Source organism: Methylobacterium sp. J-118 (assembly GCF_057836565.1).
This window is the reverse complement of record NZ_JBYQFA010000001.1, coordinates 3,602,544-3,619,231: the sequence shown is the minus strand read 5'-3', so window position 1 is coordinate 3,619,231 and position 16,688 is coordinate 3,602,544. Positions and strand designations below refer to the sequence as shown.

Genomic DNA, 16,688 nt, shown 5'->3' with positions numbered 1-16,688 from the left:
CGCGCCGTTCGTGGAGTTCGGGTTCATGCGCCGGGCGCTGGCGGGTTGCCTGGCGCTGTCCGTCTCGGCGCCGCCGGTGGGGGTGTTCCTGACGCTGCGCCGGATGAGCCTGATGAGCGATGCCATGAGCCACGCCATCCTGCCCGGCGCCGCGGCCGGATTCCTGGTCGCCGGCCTGTCGCTGCCGGCGATGACGCTGGGCGGCCTCGTCGCCGGCTTGGCGGTGGCGCTCCTGGCGGGGGCGGTCACCCGCACCACGGTGGTGCGCGAGGACGCCAACCTCGCGGCCTTCTACCTGATCTCCCTGGCCGGGGGCGTGCTGTTGGTCTCGCTGCGCGGCTCGCAGATCGACCTGATGCACTTCCTGTTCGGCTCGGTGCTGGCGCTGGACGACGCCGCCCTGTGGCTGCTCGGCGGCATTAGCACGCTGACCCTCCTGGCGCTCGCCGTGATCTACCGGCCGCTGGTGATGGAATGTGTCGACCCGCTGTTCCTGCGCACGGTCAGCCGCAGCGGCGGCCCGGTCCACCTCGCCTTCCTGGCCCTGGTCGTCGTCAACCTCGTGGGCGGATTCCAGGCGCTTGGGACCCTGCTGGCGGTGGGGCTGATGCTGCTCCCGGCGGTGGCGGCGCGGTTCTGGGCCCGGGATCTCGGCGGGCTGATCCCGGTCTCGATCGTGATCGCCGCCCTTTCCAGCGTCTCCGGGCTCAGCCTGTCCTACCGGTTCGACCTGCCGAGCGGCCCGGCGATCGTGCTGGCGGCCGGGGCGCTCTACCTCACTTCCATGCTGGCCGGACCGCGCGACGGCCTGCTCCGCCGCCTCGTCCGGTCGCGCCACCTCGCAGCGTGATTGGCGCATCGTCCCGAACTTTGGCCGCCGTTCGGGACGATGGGCTAAGGCTGATCCTTCAGGGCGGCCAAGCCCTCGCGGTAGGTCGGATAGGCCAGGGCGACGCCGAGTTCCGCGCGGATCAGCCGGTTCCGCACGCGCTTGTTCTCCCCGTAGAAGCTCCGGGCCATCGGCGACAGGTCGGCGGTCTCGAAGTCGATCTCCGGCGGCAGCGGCAGCCCGGTCAGGGCGGCGGCGTGCTCGGTGACCGTCTGGGGCGCGGTCGGCTCGTCGTCGGTGACGTTGTAGATCGCCCCCGCCCGCGGCCGGTCGATGGAGGCGATCAGCGTCGTGGCGATGTCGTCGACATGGATGCGGTTGAAGACCTGCCCCGCCTTGACGATCCGTTGGGACCGGCCCTCGCGCAGCTTCACGATCGGATTGCGCCCCGGCCCGTAGATGCCGGACAGCCGGAACACCTGGACGGCCTTGCCGGTGGCGGCGCCGAGCGCGAGCCACACCGCCTCGGCGTCGAGCCGGATCCGGGAGCGGGCGCTGCGCGGTGCCGCGGGCGTCGCCTCGTCGATCCAGGCGCCGTCCTGGTCGCCGTAGACGCCGATGGTCGAGAGATAGCCGATCCAGCTGATCCGGCTCGCCGCGATGGCGTCCGCATAGCGGGCCAGCACCGGATCGCCCGCCTCCCCCGGGGGCGCCGAGACCAGGAGGACGTCGGTGTCGGCGAGGTCGGCGGCGATGCGGGGATCGTCGGCCCGGGGGCCGAAGGCGCGCATCGCGAACCCGGTCTCCGCCGCGAGGCGCTCGGCGGTGGCCGGGTCGGTCACCGTGGCGCGCACGCGGCCGAACCGGTCGCGCGCCCGCTCGGCGAAACGGCGGCCGGTGAAGCCGAGCCCGAAGACGAAGAGGTTCATGCCGCGGATGTCTCGCCCGCGCGGGCTCCCGTCAAGCCGGCGGCGGCCCGCCACTCGTCGCGGACATGTTGATCGGTCTCGCCGGACCCGTGCCGCCGGTGAAGATCCCGGACGGCCGCTTGCCCGAGGAGGCGTCCGCACGCCCAGACGGCCATGCCGCGCACCAGCGGCGACGGATCGGTGAGGCGCGCCACCGCCGCCTCGGCGAGATGTGCGCTGCCGGAATTGCCGACCGCGATCATCACGTTGCGCAGGAAGCGGTCGCGGCCGGTGCGCTTGACCGGCGTCCCGGCGAACAGCGCACGGAAGGCCGCCTCGTCGAGGGCGGCGAGATCGGCGAGGGGCGGCGCCTTCAGGTCGGCCCGCGCCGCCAGGCGCGTCTCCGCGGCCGTGCGGGCGAACTTGTTCCAGGGGCAGACGGCGAGGCAATCGTCGCAGCCGAACACCCGATTGCCGATGGCGACCCGGAACGCCGCGGGGATCGGGCCGGCATGCTCGATCGTGAGATAGGAGATGCAGCGCCTCGCATCGAGCCGATAGGGCGCGGGGAACGCGTCGGTCGGGCAGATGTCCAGGCAGGCGCGGCAGGAGCCGCAATGATCGCGCCCCGGCACGTCCGGCTCGAACTCGGCGCTGGTGTAGATCGCCCCGAGGAGCAGCCAATTGCCGTGCTCGCGGGAGATCAGCACCGTGTGCTTCCCCTGCCAGCCCAGGCCCGCCGCCTCGGCCAGGGTCTTCTCCATCACCGGGGCGGTGTCGCAGAACACCTTCACGCGTACGTCGCCCTTCGCCGACAGGTAGCCGCCGAGCTCCTTCAGTTTGCCCTTCAAAACCTCGTGATAGTCGCGCCGCTGGGCGTAGGCCGCGAGCGCGCCGCGCTCCCCCTGCCCCACCAGCGCGAGCGGATCGTGCTCCGGCCGATAGCTCATGGCCAGGACCAGGATGCTGCGCAGGCCGGTCCACAGGACCGTCGGACGGGCGCGCTGATCGGCCCGCTCGGCCATCCAGTCCATGGTGCCGTGGGCGCCCTCGGCGAGCCAGGCCGAGAGCCGGCCCGGGAGATCCGGCAGGCGGTCGGGCCGGGTGACGCGCAGGCCGCAGAAGCCCAAGGCTTGGGCCCGGGTCTCGACAAGGCGGCGCAGATCGGCGCCGCTATGGATCCGCCGGGGCTTCAGAAATCCAGATCCGCGTAGTGGGCCGATGGCGGCATGCCGGGCACCCGGTCGGCCAGCAGGCCCCGGAAGGAGGGCCGCGACTTGACCCGGGCATACCAGTTCCGGGCCATCTCGTCCTCGTCCCAGGGCACGTCGCCGAGATAGTCGACGCAGGAGAGATGGGCGGCCGCGGCGAGGTCGGCATAGGTAAGGTTGTCGCCCGCGATCCAGCGCCGCCGGGCGATCAGGTAGCCGATATACTTGAGGTGGTATCGGACATTCGTGCGCGCGGCCCGGATCGCGTTCATGTCCGGTGGCCCCCCGCCCTCCTGGGCGGACATGAAGCGCTTCGAGATCTTCTCGTTGACGAGGTAGCCGGTCACCTCGGATTCGAACTTGACCAGGAACCAGTCGAGCAGGCGCCGCACCTCGACCCGGTCCACCGTGTCGTCCGGCATCATCCGCCGCCCCGAAAGGCCGAGCCCGCGGGTCTCGTCGAGATACTCGGCGATCACCCCGGCCCCGGGGACCACGAGACCGGCCTGCTCCAGCAGCACGGGGGTGATGCCCGCCGGGTTGATCAGCAGGAAGTCGTCGCGCCGCTCCCAGGGCCGCTCCTCGAACAGAGTCGGCTCCATGCCCATCTCGGCGAGCACGAGACGGATGAATCGGGAATTCGCGCAGAAGGGAAAGTGGTAGAGGGTTGCCATCGCGGCCGTGAGAGCGCTTCGGTCTGCCGGCGCGGCCGGTCCCGCGTCGTCGGCCCTGCACCGCGGGTCTTCAGCGCGCAGGACTTCGAGACGAGCGTTATTGCCCGACCGTTGCTGAGCCCTTAACACGCGCAGCCGGCCCCGGTAACCGCCCGTCAACCCTGACGCGCGAAGCCTCCGGCACAACGCATCAGATGGTTCGCGGCGTGCCCTGCCTGGGCCGGCGCGCGCCCGTGGCACGAGGCGCGACGATGGATCCGGCAAGCATCGGCAAGGCAATCATCCTCGCCGTGGTGGAGGGCGCGACCGAGTTCATCCCGGTCTCGTCCACGGGGCACCAGCTCCTGGTGGGCCATTTCATCGGCTTTCACTCACCCAACAACACCTTCGAGGTGCTGATTCAGCTCGGCGCGATCCTGGCGATCCTGGCGGTGTATTTCCGCCGCCTGGTCGGCATCGCCACCGCCCTGCCGAACGATCCCAAGGCGCGCCGCTTCGTGCTCGGCATCCTGGTGGCGTTCCTGCCGGCGGCGATCATCGGCGGCATCTTCTCCAAGATGATCAAGGCGTATCTGTTCAACCCCTGGATCGTCTGCGCGACCTTGGTCGCAGGCGGGCTGGTGCTGCTCGTCGTCGACGATACCGACCTCGATGTGCGCAAGACCGACGTCTACGACTACTCGCTGCCGATGGACCTGAAGATCGGCATCTTCCAGTGCCTCGCCATGATCCCCGGCGTGTCGCGCTCCGGGGCCACCATCGTCGGTGCGATGCTGATGGGCGCCGACAAGCGCTCGGCCACCGAGTTCTCCTTCTACCTCGCCATGCCGACCATGGCGGGTGCCTTCGCCAAGGACTTGCTCGACAATTACAAATTCCTGTCCGCCGACGATGTCGGCCTGATCGCGATCGGCTTCGTCGTCTCGTTCATCTCGGCCCTGTTCGTGGTGCGGGTCCTCCTCGACTACGTCTCCCGGCACGGCTTCTGGCTGTTCGCCTGGTGGCGGATCATCGTGGGCGCGCTGGGTTTCGCGGGATTGATTATTTTTGGCTGACGCGGGCCACCGTCGGGTGATTGCCACCGGCGAGGCGGTGTGCGACGCAATCCGGTGAAAGCGGCGCACAAGATGCCGCGCCCTGGGACGTTCCGATGGAAGACAGACCGCTCGCCGAACTGTTCGAGCCCGCCGACCGGGCCCGTTGGCTCGGCCTCGTCGAGGGCGTGCTGAAGGGCGCCGATTTCGAGAAACGGCTGGTCTCCCGGACGGCCGACGGGCTGCGGATCGAACCGCTCTACGGCGCAGCGGAGCCGGCCGATCAGCCGATGCGTGCGCCGGGACCCTGGCGGATCGCCCAGCGGGTCGACCATCCGGACATCACCGCCGCCAACACGCAGGCCTTGGCCGACCTGGAAGGCGGCGCCGACGCCCTGGTCCTGGCCTTTGCCGGCGCGCCCGGCGCCCGCGGCTACGGCCTGACGGCGGCGAGCGTCGAGGACCTCGATACCGCCCTCAAGGGCGTGATGCTGCCGCTGATCGCCCTGCGCCTCGATGCCGGCAGCCAGGGGCTCGAAGCCGCCCGGCTCGTGAAGGCCCTGGCCGAGCGGCGGGGCGAGGACCTGTCGGACTACGATCTCGACCTCGGGATCGATCCCGTGGGTGTGCTGGCGGCGACCGGCAGCCTCGGCGCCGTCTGGAGCGAGATCGCCCCGCGCCTGGCCGAAACCGCGTCGGAGCTTGAAGCGGCGGGTTTCAGGGGCCGGGCCTTCCTCGCCGATGGCCGCCCCTATCACGAGGCGGGGGCGGGCGAGGCGGCCGAACTCGCAGCCGTGCTCGCCACCGCGCTCACCTATCTCCGGGCCCTCGAAGCCGCCGGCCACGACCTCGCCACCGCCCGGGACCGGATCGCGGTGCTCCTGGCCGCCGATGCCGACGAGTTCGTCACCGTCGCGAAGTTCCGGGCGATGCGCCGCCTCTGGGCGCGGGTCGAGCAGGCCTGCGGCCTGGATCCGAAGCCCCTGCGGCTGCACGCGGAGACCGCGTGGCGGATGATGACGAAGCGCGACCCGTTCGTGAACCTCCTGCGCACCGGCCTGGCGGCGGCGGCGGCCGGCATGGGCGGCGCCGACAGCGTCGCCGTGCTGCCCTACACGCAGGCGCTCGGGCTTCCCGACGCCTTCGCCAGGCGGGTGGGGCGCAACAGCCAGGTCGTGCTGATCGAGGAGTCGCACCTCGCCCGGGTCGGCGATCCGGCGGCCGGCGCGGGCGGATTCGAGGCCCTGACGGCGGATATCGCCGAGGCGGCCTGGGCGGCGTTCCAGGCGATCGAGGCGGAGGGCGGCATCGTCGCCTCCCTCAGCGTCGGCAAGCTGCAGCGGCGGATCGAGCTGACCCGTGAGGCCCGGGCGAAGGACGTGGCGACCCGCCGCGCAACGCTCACCGGCGCGAGCGAATTCCCGAACCTCGCGGAGAAGCCGGTCACCGTGCTCGACGTGCCGCCCCCCGCCGCCCCCGGGGGCACGAATTTCGGCGCGGGTTCGGCGGTCGCCTGCGATGCCCTGCCGTCCCAGCGGCTGGCCGAACCCTACGAAGCGCTGCGTGACGCCTCCGATGCGTGGCTCGCCAAGACCGGGCGCCGGCCGGCGGTGTTCCTCGCCAACCTGGGTGCGGTGGCGGCGTTCAACGCCCGGGCGACCTTCGCGGCCAATGCCTTCGCGGCGGGCGGCATCGAGGCGGTGTCCAACGACGGCTTCACCGAAGCCGCCGCCGTGGCGACCGCATTCCGCGAGTCCGGTGCCACGCTCGCCTGCATCTGCTCCACCGATGCACTTTATGCCGAGCGCGCCGTCGAGACCGCACAGGCCCTCGCGGAGGCGGGCGCCGGGGCGATCTACCTCGCTGGAAAGCCGACGGAGCCGAGCGAGCCGCTGAAACAGGCGGGCGTCCACGCCTTCCTGCACGTCGGCTGCGACATGCTGGCGCTGCTCAACGGGGCGCTGCGCGCGGCCGTGCGGGCCCCGTCGCCGCAGCAGACCGCCTGACGCCGCAAAGCCCCCGAGTCGAACCGAAGCCGATGACGCGCCTCGTCGCCGCCCTTCTGATCCTCGCCTGCACCGGCCCAGCCCGGGCGCTTCCGCGCGGAGCCGCCGTTCCGGACCGGTTCGACGGCACGTGGAGCGTCGAGATCGTCACCGAATCGGGCGCCTGCGATCGGGCCTACCGCTATCCCGTCCGCATCGAGCGCGGGCGGGCGCGGTTCGTGGGAACGGCCTTCACGATCCAGGGGAGCGTCGCTGGGAACGGTATCGTCCGTGGCTCGATCTCGGGCGGTGCGGCCACGGCCGACGTGCGCGGGCGACTCGGCCGAAACGGATTCGGGGCCGGCACCTGGGTCTCCTCCGGCGCGCTGGAATGCCGCGGGCGCTGGAACGCCGAGCGTCGCGGCTGAGGCCGGGCGCAGAAAGGGCGTCCGCTCGGATTTCCCCTGAAATCGGGCACCTCCGCGGCATCGTCAGCCCCGTTCCCGACGCATTCCTGAGCGAATCCTGAACGCGGTTCGGATACCCGACGAGGCCGCCCGCATGAAAACTTCGATCCTCGCCTCCCTCTCCGTCCTGGTGCTCGTCTCGACGGCGCAGGCGCGGCCGCATCGGCACCCCACGGGCCCGACGGTCAACCCGGTGGAGGCCGAGACGGTGCTGGAGCCGCTCCGGCAGGCGGCCACCGCGTGCTTCGCCGATACCGTGCTGTCAAACCCGAAGGCCACCGCCGAGGCCCGGGCCGGCCGCTGGTACGAGGCGGTGGGCATCACCGGCTTCCTGTGCCGCCCCGAGGTCGCCGCGATGATCCAGGCGCACGATCGGCTCTACGGTCCGAAGACCGGCGAGCGTTATTTTAAGGGCGCCTACGCCAAGCACCTCGACCAGCAGCTGGCCGAACGGCTCCAGCCGATGCTGGCCCGCAAGGCCGTCGCCAGCGCCGAGCCGCCGGCCGACAAGGGCGCCGAGGACACCGCGTCGGGCAACTGACGGGGGCCGCGGCGCCTCGTTCTGGAGGAAGCCCGCATGCCCTACGAACTCCATTACTGGCCGATGATCCAGGGGCGCGGCGAGTTCGTCCGCCTCGCCCTGGAGGAGGCCGGCGCCGACTACGTCGACATCGCCCGCCGGGACGACGATTCGGGCGGCATCGCCCCGATGCTCGAACGGCTCTCGGACCCCACGAACCCGCGGCCACCCTTCGCGCCGCCCTTCCTGCGCGACGGCGATCTCGTGATCGGACAGACCGCCGCGATCCTCCTCCATCTCGGGCCCCGTCTCGGGCTGGTCGGTGCCTCGGACCCGGACCGCATCTGGACGCACCAGCTCCAGCTCACCATCGCGGACGCGGTCGATGAGGTGCACGACACGCACCACCCGCTCGGTGTCGACCTGTACTATGCGGAGCAGAAGCCGGAGGCCCTTCGTCGGGCCACGGCGTTCCGAGTGACCCGCATCCCAAAATTCCTCGGCTATTTCGAGCGCATCCTGACGGCCAATCACGGCACGCGCCTGGTCGGTGCGGACCTGACCTATGCCGACCTGTCGCTGTTCCAGCTGGTCGACGGGTTGCTCTACGCCTTCCCGAAGGCCGCCGCGGCGGCTCTGCGCGATGCGCCCCATGTGAAGCGGCTGCACCAGGCCGTGTCGCAACGCCCTCGGATCGCGGCCTATCTGGCGAGTGAGCGGCGCATCTCGTTCAACGAGGACGGGATCTTCCGCCGCTACCCGGAACTCGACGTTTAGGGGGGGCGGGCGCTCCGCGAGACCGTGCCGGACGGGGGTGACGGGTCCCTCTCCCGCCCGGGCTACCGGATTGGCACGTCTCAGCCTGACGCCAACACTCTAAAAACAGAGCGCTTTTCCCCTCCCCCTTGCGGGGCTTGGTCAGGGGTGGGGGTGGCTCAGAAGGCACCGCCGAACTCAATCCTGCACCACCGCCACCGCCAATGCCTCCCGCACGGGGGAGGAGAGAACGTGTCGGCCAGCGATGGGTGAACATCGCCGTCACCACCGGGGAGGCTAACGCGCAGGTCCGATCCCTTGGCCGGTCCTCGCACCGGCGGAGTATGGTCCTGTTCCCGCGGGACGGGCGATCGGGAGCCTTCAGAACGGCAGCTTCATGCCGGGCGGCAGCGGCAGACCCTTGGTCAGCTCGGCCATGTGCTCCTGCATGGTCGCCTCCGCCTTGCCGCGGGCGTCATTGCAGGCGGCGACGATCAGATCCTCGAGGATCTCGCGCTCATCCGACACCATCAAGGACGGGTCGATGCTGACCCCCTTCATCTGACCCTTGGCGGTCATCGTGACCCGCACCGAGCCGCCGCCGGAGGCACCGGTGACCTCGATCTGGTCCATCTCGACCTGCAGGTTGGCCATCTTCTCCTGCATGGCCTGGGCCTGCTTCATGATGCCCATCAGGTCGCGCATGCGAGTCTCTCCCCGTCGTCTGATGGTGTGATCTGGGTCCATATCGGCCGGCGCGCTCCGGGGCGCCGAACCGACCTTCAAGGATCATCGTCCTCGACCTCGTCCACCCGCGCGGCGTCACCCTCCCCCAGGATATGCTGCTCGGCGGTCGGAAGCGCCTCGGCGGCGGTCTCGCGGACATCCACGATCTCGGCGCCGGGGAAGCGCGTCAGCACCTCGCGGACGAATGGGTCGGCGGCGGCGTTCTCGCGGCGCGTCTCGGTCACCGCCCGGGCGGCGGCGTCGCGAGTCGGAGCGCCCTCTTCCTTCGAGAGGGCTACGGCCCAGCGCCGGCCGGTCCAGCGCTCGATGGCGGCTGCGAGGTCGGTGGCGAGGCTCGGCCTTCCGCCTTCCGCGAGGCGGAACTCGATCCGCCCCTCCTCGAAGCGCACCAGATGGATGTCCCGCTCCAGGGCCGTCCGCAGCAGGATGTCCCGGTTGGCATCCGCCAGGGCAATCAAATCCTCGAACCGGCCCAGGCGCGGCGTGGGCGGCGCGACGGGGGCCGGCCGCGCGGCCGGGGCGGCCAGCGCCACCGGGGCGGCGGCCGGGAGCGGCTCGGCCGACACCGTGCGGGGTGCCGCAGCCAGGGCGGCCGAGCCGCCGCCGCGCAGGTCGGGGATTGGCGGCAGGGCCGGACGCCCCGGCGGAGGCGGTTCGTCGGCAGGCGCGCCGGCCGCCTCGGCCCTTAAGTGGCGCAACGCCTCGTCGGGGGTCGGCAGGTCGGCCGCGTAGGCCAGGCGCACGATCGCCATTTCGGCCGCCGCCAACGGGCGCGGCGCGGCCTGGACCTCGGGGATCGCCTTCAGCAGGATCTGCCAGGCGCGCGACAGGGCGCGGATCGAGAGCTTGTCCGCGAACTGGCCGCCGCGGACGCGTTCGGCCTCGCTGAGCGTCGGGTCGGCGGCGGTCTCCGGCACCGCCTTCAGCCGGGTCACGAGATGCGTGAAGGCCGCGAGATCCGAGAGAACCACCGACGGATCGGCGCCCGAATCGTACTGCGCCCGCAGCTCCGCGAAGGCCGCCGGCACCGAGCCGCGCATCACCGCCTCGAACAGGTCGAGGATCCGGGCGCGGTCGGCGAGCCCGAGCATGTCGCGCACGCTCTGTGCTGAGACCGTCCCGGCGCCGTGGGCGATGGCCTGATCGAGGAGGGAGAGCGCGTCGCGGACCGAGCCCTCGGCGGCGCGGACGATCGCGCCCAGGGCCTCGTCCTCGGCCTCGACCCTTTCCGCCGCGCAGACCTTGGCGAGGTGCGCGTGCAGGACCGGCGCCTCGACCCGGCGCAGGTCGAACCGCTGGCACCGGGACAGGATCGTCACCGGGACCTTGCGGATCTCCGTAGTGGCGAAGACGAACTTGGCGTGGGGCGGCGGCTCCTCAAGCGTCTTCAGGAAGGCGTTGAACGCCTTCTCGGAGAGCATGTGGACCTCGTCGACGATGTAGACCTTGTAGCGCGCCGAGACCGGTCCGTAGCGGATCCCGTCGATGATCGCCCGCACGTCGTCGATGCCGGTATGCGAAGCGGCATCCATCTCCAGCACGTCCATGTGCCGGGATTCCATGATCGCCGCGCAGTGGAGGCCAAGGTCCGGCATCGACACGGTCGGGCCGGTATCGGGCTGGCCGGCGCGGGCGTAGTTCAGGCCCCGGGCCAGGATGCGGGCGGTGGTGGTCTTGCCGACCCCGCGCACGCCCGTGAGCATCCACGCCTGCGGGATGCGGTTGGCCGCGAACCCGTTGGCGAGGGTACGCACCATCGCGTCCTGGCCGATCAGGTCGCCGAAATTGGTGGGGCGGTATTTGCGCGCGAGCACCCGATAGGGCGTCGCCGCGGCCGGGGGCGCTGGAAACCCGGGCAGGCCCGGCTCGTCGTCAGGCGTGCCGGTCGAAGCGTCCATGCCGGGTCGGGATCGGGCTGCCGCGCGCGGGAAAGAGGTGGGAGGCTGGACGAAGACCCGCTCGGTCTCGTTAGGGCTGCTTCCTTCCGGACCTGACCCGGTTGGCGAGTGAAACGTCCCTCGCCAACCCCCCGCCGGCTATATGGCCGGGGCCCGGCCCGAACGCAAGCGCCGCCTACTCGGCCTCCCGCTTCACCACGGCGAGCGTGTTCGGATCGAGCTTCAGGTCGACATGCCGGCCGTTGGCGTCCATCGCGTCGTCGACCGCGATCATCCCGTCATCGAGCTCGATCTCTTTCCACTCGGTGATGCCCTGCTGGCGGAGGACGGCCTCGACCTTCGCGAGTTGATCGGGTGGCAGCTTGGCGTCTGCCCGGGCGGCGGCGGCGAGGCCGAGGAGGAGCGTGAGGGCGAGGAGGGGCGTGGCGCGACGCATGGCTGTCTCCGATCGGTCGGCGGTTTCCGGCTGTGAACAGGAATGCGCGACCCCGGGTTGCGTCGCTGGGGCGGTCCTCTTGAGGGCCATGCGATTCTCCCGCACATCTGAGGGGGCCCGGCCCGATGCCGCGAGGAATGTTCACCGATGGTCATCCGCGTCGCCACCGTCGCCTTCGAGGGCATCGAGGCGCGGGCGGTGGACGTTCAGGTCCAGATCATCCCGGGTTCGGTGGTGTTCAACGTGGTCGGCCTGCCCGACAAGGCGGTGGGGGAATCCCGGGAGCGGGTGCGCGGCGCGCTGATCGCCTCCGGGCTGGCGCTGCCGGCCAAGCGGATCACCGTCAATCTCGCCCCGGCCGACCTGCCCAAGGAAGGGTCGCACTACGACCTGCCGATCGCGCTGGGCGTCATGGCGGCGATTGGGGCGATCCCGGCCGATGCGCTGGCCGGCTATTGCGTCCTCGGGGAATTGGCCCTCGACGGGGGCATCACCGCGGTCAACGGCGTGCTGCCGGCCGCCATCGCGGCGGGGGCCCGCGGCCTTGGGCTGGTCTGTCCGGCCGCCACCGGGCCTGAGGCGGCCTGGGCCGGGGGCGATCTCGACGTGCTCGCCCCGCGCTCGCTTATCCAGCTCGCCAACCACTTCAAGGGCAGCCAAGTCATGGCCCGGCCGGAGCCCTCCGTGGCGAGCCCAGCCGGGCCGCTGCCGGACCTGGCCGACATCAAGGGCCAGGAGGGGGCCAAGCGCGCCATCGAGGTCGCGGCGGCCGGCGGCCACAATCTGCTGATGAACGGGCCGCCCGGGTCCGGCAAGTCGATGCTGGCCGCCCGGCTCCCCTCGATCCTGCCGCCGCTCGGGCCCCGCGAGCTGCTCGACATCTCGATGATCCAGTCGGTGGCCGGCGAGCTGAAGGAGGGGGCGCTCTCGGACCGACGGCCGTTCCGTCAGCCGCACCATTCCGCCTCGATGGCGGCCCTGGTCGGCGGCGGCCTCGGCGCCCGCCCGGGGGAGGTCTCCCTCGCCCATGGCGGGGTGCTGTTCCTGGACGAGCTGCCGGAATTCACCCCCCAGGTGCTCGACAGCCTGCGCCAGCCCATGGAGACCGGCGAGGTGATGATCGCCCGGGCAAACCACCGGGTGACCTATCCGGCCCGGTTCCAGCTGGTCGCGGCCATGAACCCGTGCCGCTGCGGACAGGGGCTGGAGCCGGGCTACACCTGCCGGCGGGGCCCGAACGAGCGCTGCATGGCGCAGTACCAGGGGCGGATCTCCGGCCCGCTGATCGACCGGATCGACCTGCGCATCGAGGTGCCGGCGGTCACGGCGGCCGACCTGATCCTGCCGTCGCCCGCCGAGGGCTCGCGCGAGGCGGCCTCCCGGGTGGCGTCGGCGCGCGCGCTCCAGACGGCGCGCTACGCCGGGCGCGGCCTGCCGGCGGCCACCACCAACGCCACCTGTCCGGCGAACCTGATCACCGAGGTGGCGAGCCCCGACGCGGACGGGGCTGCCCTGATCCGGCAGGCGGCCGAGACCATGCGGCTCTCCGCCCGGGGCTTCCACCGGATCCTCCGCGTCGCCCGGACACTCGCCGACCTCGACGGCGAGGCGCAGGTGCGCCGGCTGCATCTCGCCGAGGCGCTGTCCTACCGGGGCCGGGGCGACAATGCGGCGGCGGCCGCTTGAGCGGGGTTTCGAGCGGCCCTCACCGCGACCTGGCGGTCTCGGTCGGCCAGCACAGTGCCGCCGGCCGCAAGGACGTGAACCAGGATTTCCACGGCCTGCTGGTTCCGACGCCGCCGGCGCTCGGCCTGAAGGGCATCGCGGTGGCGCTCGCCGACGGGATCAGCAGCAGCGCGGCCGGCGCGGCGGCGAGTGAGACCGCGGTCAAGAGCTTCCTCAGCGACTACTACGCCACCCCCGACACGTGGTCCGTGAAGAACGCCGCGCAGCGGGTCATCGCGGCGGCCGATTCCTGGCTCTACGCCCAGACGCGGCGCGGCCGCGATCCCCACGATGCCGACCGGGGCTACGTCACCACTTTCGATGCCCTGATCCTGAAAGCCCGCACCGCCCATCTCTTCCATGTCGGCGATGCCCGGATCTGGCGCGTGTCCGGCCGCTCCCTGGAACAGCTCACCGAGGATCACCGCGTGGTGGTCTCTGCGGCGGAATCCTATCTCGGCCGGGCCCTCGGCGTGACCGGCCGCGCGGAGATCGACTATCAGACGCTCGCCATCGCGGGCGGCGACATCTTCGTGCTCACCACGGACGGCGTCCACGACTATGTCCGGCCCCGGGAGATCGCCGCCGCGATCGCGGCCGCCGGCGACCTCGATGCGGCGGCGGCAGCCATCATCGCGGCCGCGCTCGCGTCCGGCAGCCCGGACAACCTGACGATCCAGATCGTGCGGGTCGATTCCGTGCCGGAGGGCGCGCCGGCCGACCTGCTCGGGGATGCCGAGGGGCTCGATCCCGCGCCGCTGCTCGATCCGCCGGCCGAGTTCGACGGCTACCGGCTCCTGCGGATCCTCCACTCGGGCCCCCGGAGCCGCGTCTACCTCGCCGTCGAGGCGGAGACCGGGGTGCGGGTGGCGCTGAAGGTCCTGTCGCTCGATCTGCGCGATGATCCCGCCCAGCGCCGCCGCTTCGTGATGGAAGAGTGGATCGCGCGGCGCATCGACCACCCGCACGTCCTCAAGGCCCAGCCGCCGGCACGCCGCCGCAGCCACCTCTACACGGTCATGCGTTATGTCGAGGGTCAGACGCTTACCCAGTGGATGCACGATCACGCATCACCCGAATTGGAGGCGGTGCGCCGTCTGGTCGAGCAGCTCGCCCGGGGCGTCCAGGCCTTCCACCGCCTGGAGATGATCCATCAGGACCTTCGGCCCGACAACGTCCTGATCGACGCGGCGGGAATCGTGCAGGTGATCGATTTCGGCGCCGCCAAGGTCGCCGGGGTCGTCGAGGGCGATCCCCGGATCGACCCGGGCGAGATCCTCGGGACGGTGCAGTACACCGCGCCGGAATGCTTCCTCGGTGCGCCCTCCACCGCCGCGTCCGACGTGTTCGCGGTCGGCGTCATCGCCTATCAGATGCTGACCGGGCGGCTCCCCTACGGCGATGCGGTGCCGCGGGCACGGACCCCGGCAGCCCAGCGCCGGCTGCGCTACGCCTCGGCGCTCGGGGTGCGGCCGCTGCTTCCGGCCTGGGTCGACGGTGCGCTGCGGAAGTCCGTGCACCCGAACCCGCTGCGGCGCTATCAGGCCCTGTCGGAATTCGTCCACGATCTCCGGTATCCGAACCCGGCCTTCACGGATGCCCGGCCGCCCGCCCTGCTGGAGCGCGATCCGCTCGCGTTCTGGCGGTTGCTGTCGCTGATCCTCGGGATTGTCGCCCTCACCCTGGCAGGCATCCTGATCGCGCAGTCGCCGCGGTGACGGGCGGCCGCTCAGGCCGCCCGTCAGCGGGGATCAGGCCGCGATCGCCTGGGCGGTCGGTCCGGCCGCGCGCACATCGGAATCGACATGCGTCTCGAACCGCTTGAAGTTGTCGTCGAACATCTTCACCAGGCGTGCCGCCGTCTCCACGAAGGCGCCCTTGTTGCCCCAAGTCTTCACCGGGGTCAGGATATGCGGCTCGACGCCCGGGACCGAAACCGGCACCGCGAAGCCGAAATACGGATCGCGGCGGAACTCGGCCTGCGACAGCGAGCCGTCGAGGGCTGCGCTCAGCAGGCGCCGGGTGACGCGGATCGGCATCCGCCGTCCGGTGCCGACGCCGCCGCCGGTCCAGCCGGTGTTGACCAGCCAGCAATCGACGCTGTGCTTGGCGATCAATTCGCGCAGCAGGTTGCCGTAGGTGCTCGGGTGCCGGGGCATGAACGGGGCGCCGAAGCAGGTGGAGAAGGTCGCCTCGGGACCTGTGAGGCCGCGCTCGGTGCCGGCGACCTTGGCGGTGTAGCCCGACAGGAAGTGGTACATCGCCTCGGCGCCGGTCAGCTTGGCGATCGGCGGCATCACCCCAAAGGCGTCGCAGGTCAGCATCACGATGTTCTTCGGATGCCCGGCCCGGCCGGTGGCGCTGGCATTGGCGATGAAGTCGAGCGGGTAGGCGCAGCGGGTGTTCTCGGTGAGCGAGGCATCGTCGAAGTCCGGCGCACGGGTGACGGGATCGATCACCACGTTCTCCATCACCGTGCCGAAGCGCTCGGTGGTGGCGTAGATCTCCGGCTCGGCGTTGCGCGACAGGCGGATGGTCTTGGCGTAGCAGCCGCCCTCGAAGTTGAAGATGCCCTCGTTCGACCAGCCGTGCTCGTCGTCGCCGAGCAGCTGGCGGGAGGAATCGTTCGACAGGGTGGTCTTGCCGGTGCCGGAGAGGCCGAAGAAGATCGCCGAGCCGCCCTCGGCGTCGAGCGCCGCATTGGCCGAGCAGTGCATCGGCATCACGCCCTGACCGGGCAGGATGTAGTTGAGGTAGGTGAAGACCGATTTCTTCATCTCGCCCGCGTAGGCCGAGCCGCCGATCAGCACGAGCTTCTTGGCGAAGTCGATGGCGATCACGGTCTTGGACCGGCAGCCGTGCCGGGCGGGATCCGCCTGGAAGCTCGGCAGGTCGATGATGGTCATGTCCGGCACGTAGGCCGCGATCTCGGAGCGGTCCGGCCGGATCAGCAGGTTGCGGATGAACAGCGAGTGCCACGCGAACTCGGTGAACACCCGGGCCTTGACCCGGTAGGCGGGATCGGCGCCGCCATAGAGGTCCTGGGCGAACAGCTCCCGGCCCGCGGCATGCGTCAGGAAATCCTGGCGCAGGGTCTCGAACTGCCCCGGCGTGATCGCGCCGTTGTTGTCCCACCAGACCTCGCTCTCGGTGCTGGCGTCGCGCACGACGAACTTGTCCTTGGGCGAGCGGCCGGTATGGCTACCGGTGGTCGCCACGAAGGCGCCGCCGCGGGCGAGCTGGCCCTCCTTGCGGGCGAGCGCCTCCTCGTAGAGGCGTGGCGCCTCGAAGTTCCAGTGGACGGCCTTGAGGTCGCGGAAGCCGGCGGCCTCCGCGCCATGGGCCGCGTTGTGATCACCGATGTTGGTCAAGAGCGTATCTCCCGGGCCCCTGTTCGACCGTCGACGCGACTGAGCCGGACGGCTTCACCGTCCGGAATTGCCGGGGAGACGTCCGCGCGGTCGTACAGGTCCGCCGCGCGCAGGATCTCCGTTCCCC

At 71.2% G+C, this 16,688-nt stretch carries 15 protein-coding genes and 1 other RNA gene; 8 read left to right on the top strand and 8 right to left on the bottom strand.

Annotated features, from left to right (window positions below; all coding sequences use genetic code 11):
• Positions 1-25 precede the first annotated feature (25 nt).
• Positions 26-850: a metal ABC transporter permease gene (locus AC3IF3_RS17455; RefSeq protein WP_489231325.1), complete on the top strand. Its 825-nt coding sequence runs from the start codon at positions 26-28 to the stop codon at positions 848-850.
• 44 nt (positions 851-894) lie between these two features.
• Here the strand turns inward: AC3IF3_RS17455 and AC3IF3_RS17450 are convergent, their stop codons facing one another.
• Genes AC3IF3_RS17450 through AC3IF3_RS17440 form a run of 3 tightly spaced genes read right to left on the bottom strand, consistent with a single transcriptional unit; the run spans position 895 to position 3,622 of the window.
• Positions 895-1,758, bottom strand: coding sequence for an SDR family oxidoreductase (locus AC3IF3_RS17450; protein ID WP_489229675.1), 864 nt, complete (start codon positions 1,756-1,758; stop codon positions 895-897).
• Positions 1,755-2,900, bottom strand: a complete 1,146-nt coding sequence (gene queG, locus AC3IF3_RS17445) for a tRNA epoxyqueuosine(34) reductase QueG (RefSeq protein WP_489231324.1) — start codon at positions 2,898-2,900, stop codon at positions 1,755-1,757. The genes AC3IF3_RS17450 and queG overlap by 4 nt, the downstream gene beginning before the upstream one ends.
• Before the next feature lie 29 nt (positions 2,901-2,929).
• A complete protein-coding gene (locus tag AC3IF3_RS17440; protein WP_243967207.1) occupies positions 2,930-3,622 on the bottom strand; it encodes a glutathione S-transferase family protein in 693 nt (230 codons plus the stop codon).
• Positions 3,623-3,873: 251 nt separating this feature from the next.
• Between AC3IF3_RS17440 and AC3IF3_RS17435 the strand changes: the two genes are divergently transcribed.
• The 5 genes from AC3IF3_RS17435 (at position 3,874) to AC3IF3_RS17415 (ending at position 8,405) form a co-directional block, all read left to right on the top strand.
• Positions 3,874-4,677, top strand: coding sequence for an undecaprenyl-diphosphate phosphatase (locus AC3IF3_RS17435; RefSeq protein ID WP_243967208.1), 804 nt, complete (start codon positions 3,874-3,876; stop codon positions 4,675-4,677).
• Positions 4,678-4,772: 95 nt separating this feature from the next.
• Entirely contained in the window at positions 4,773-6,662 is a 1,890-nt protein-coding gene (locus tag AC3IF3_RS17430; protein WP_489229674.1) for a methylmalonyl-CoA mutase family protein, read from the top strand.
• A gap of 32 nt (positions 6,663-6,694) precedes the next feature.
• Positions 6,695-7,069 (top strand): hypothetical protein, encoded by a 375-nt coding sequence (locus AC3IF3_RS17425; protein WP_489229673.1) that lies wholly within the window; start codon positions 6,695-6,697, stop codon positions 7,067-7,069.
• A gap of 133 nt (positions 7,070-7,202) precedes the next feature.
• Positions 7,203-7,649, top strand: coding sequence for a hypothetical protein (locus AC3IF3_RS17420; protein ID WP_489217463.1), 447 nt, complete (start codon positions 7,203-7,205; stop codon positions 7,647-7,649).
• Between the two features lie 36 nt (positions 7,650-7,685).
• Positions 7,686-8,405, top strand: coding sequence for a glutathione S-transferase (locus tag AC3IF3_RS17415; RefSeq protein ID WP_489229672.1), 720 nt, complete (start codon positions 7,686-7,688; stop codon positions 8,403-8,405).
• A 360-nt stretch (positions 8,406-8,765) separates the two neighbouring features.
• On the opposite strand, the gene AC3IF3_RS17410 is transcribed toward AC3IF3_RS17415, so the two are convergent.
• The 4 genes from AC3IF3_RS17410 to AC3IF3_RS17395 all read right to left on the bottom strand — a co-directional run bounded on the left by AC3IF3_RS17410 (position 8,766) and on the right by AC3IF3_RS17395 (position 11,465).
• Positions 8,766-9,089 (bottom strand): YbaB/EbfC family nucleoid-associated protein, encoded by a 324-nt coding sequence (locus AC3IF3_RS17410; RefSeq protein WP_243969724.1) that lies wholly within the window; start codon positions 9,087-9,089, stop codon positions 8,766-8,768.
• 77 nt (positions 9,090-9,166) lie between these two features.
• Positions 9,167-11,029, bottom strand: a complete 1,863-nt coding sequence (locus AC3IF3_RS17405) for a DNA polymerase III subunit gamma/tau (protein WP_489229671.1) — start codon at positions 11,027-11,029, stop codon at positions 9,167-9,169.
• A 35-nt stretch (positions 11,030-11,064) separates the two neighbouring features.
• Positions 11,065-11,163: signal recognition particle sRNA small type (gene ffs / locus AC3IF3_RS17400), an RNA gene on the bottom strand.
• Between the two features lie 41 nt (positions 11,164-11,204).
• Positions 11,205-11,465: a PepSY domain-containing protein gene (locus tag AC3IF3_RS17395; RefSeq protein ID WP_243969719.1), complete on the bottom strand. Its 261-nt coding sequence runs from the start codon at positions 11,463-11,465 to the stop codon at positions 11,205-11,207.
• 147 nt (positions 11,466-11,612) lie between these two features.
• On the opposite strand from AC3IF3_RS17395, the gene AC3IF3_RS17390 reads away from it, so the two are divergent.
• Together AC3IF3_RS17390 and AC3IF3_RS17385 are read left to right on the top strand one after the other, a co-directional pair.
• Entirely contained in the window at positions 11,613-13,151 is a 1,539-nt protein-coding gene (locus AC3IF3_RS17390; protein WP_489229670.1) for a YifB family Mg chelatase-like AAA ATPase, read from the top strand.
• A complete protein-coding gene (locus AC3IF3_RS17385; RefSeq protein WP_489229669.1) occupies positions 13,148-14,908 on the top strand; it encodes a bifunctional protein-serine/threonine kinase/phosphatase in 1,761 nt (586 codons plus the stop codon). The genes AC3IF3_RS17390 and AC3IF3_RS17385 overlap by 4 nt, the downstream gene beginning before the upstream one ends.
• A gap of 33 nt (positions 14,909-14,941) precedes the next feature.
• Here the strand turns inward: AC3IF3_RS17385 and AC3IF3_RS17380 are convergent, their stop codons facing one another.
• On the bottom strand, positions 14,942-16,561 hold the full coding sequence (locus AC3IF3_RS17380; protein WP_489229668.1) for a phosphoenolpyruvate carboxykinase: 1,620 nt from the start codon (positions 16,559-16,561) through the stop codon (positions 14,942-14,944).
• Positions 16,562-16,688 lie beyond the last annotated feature (127 nt).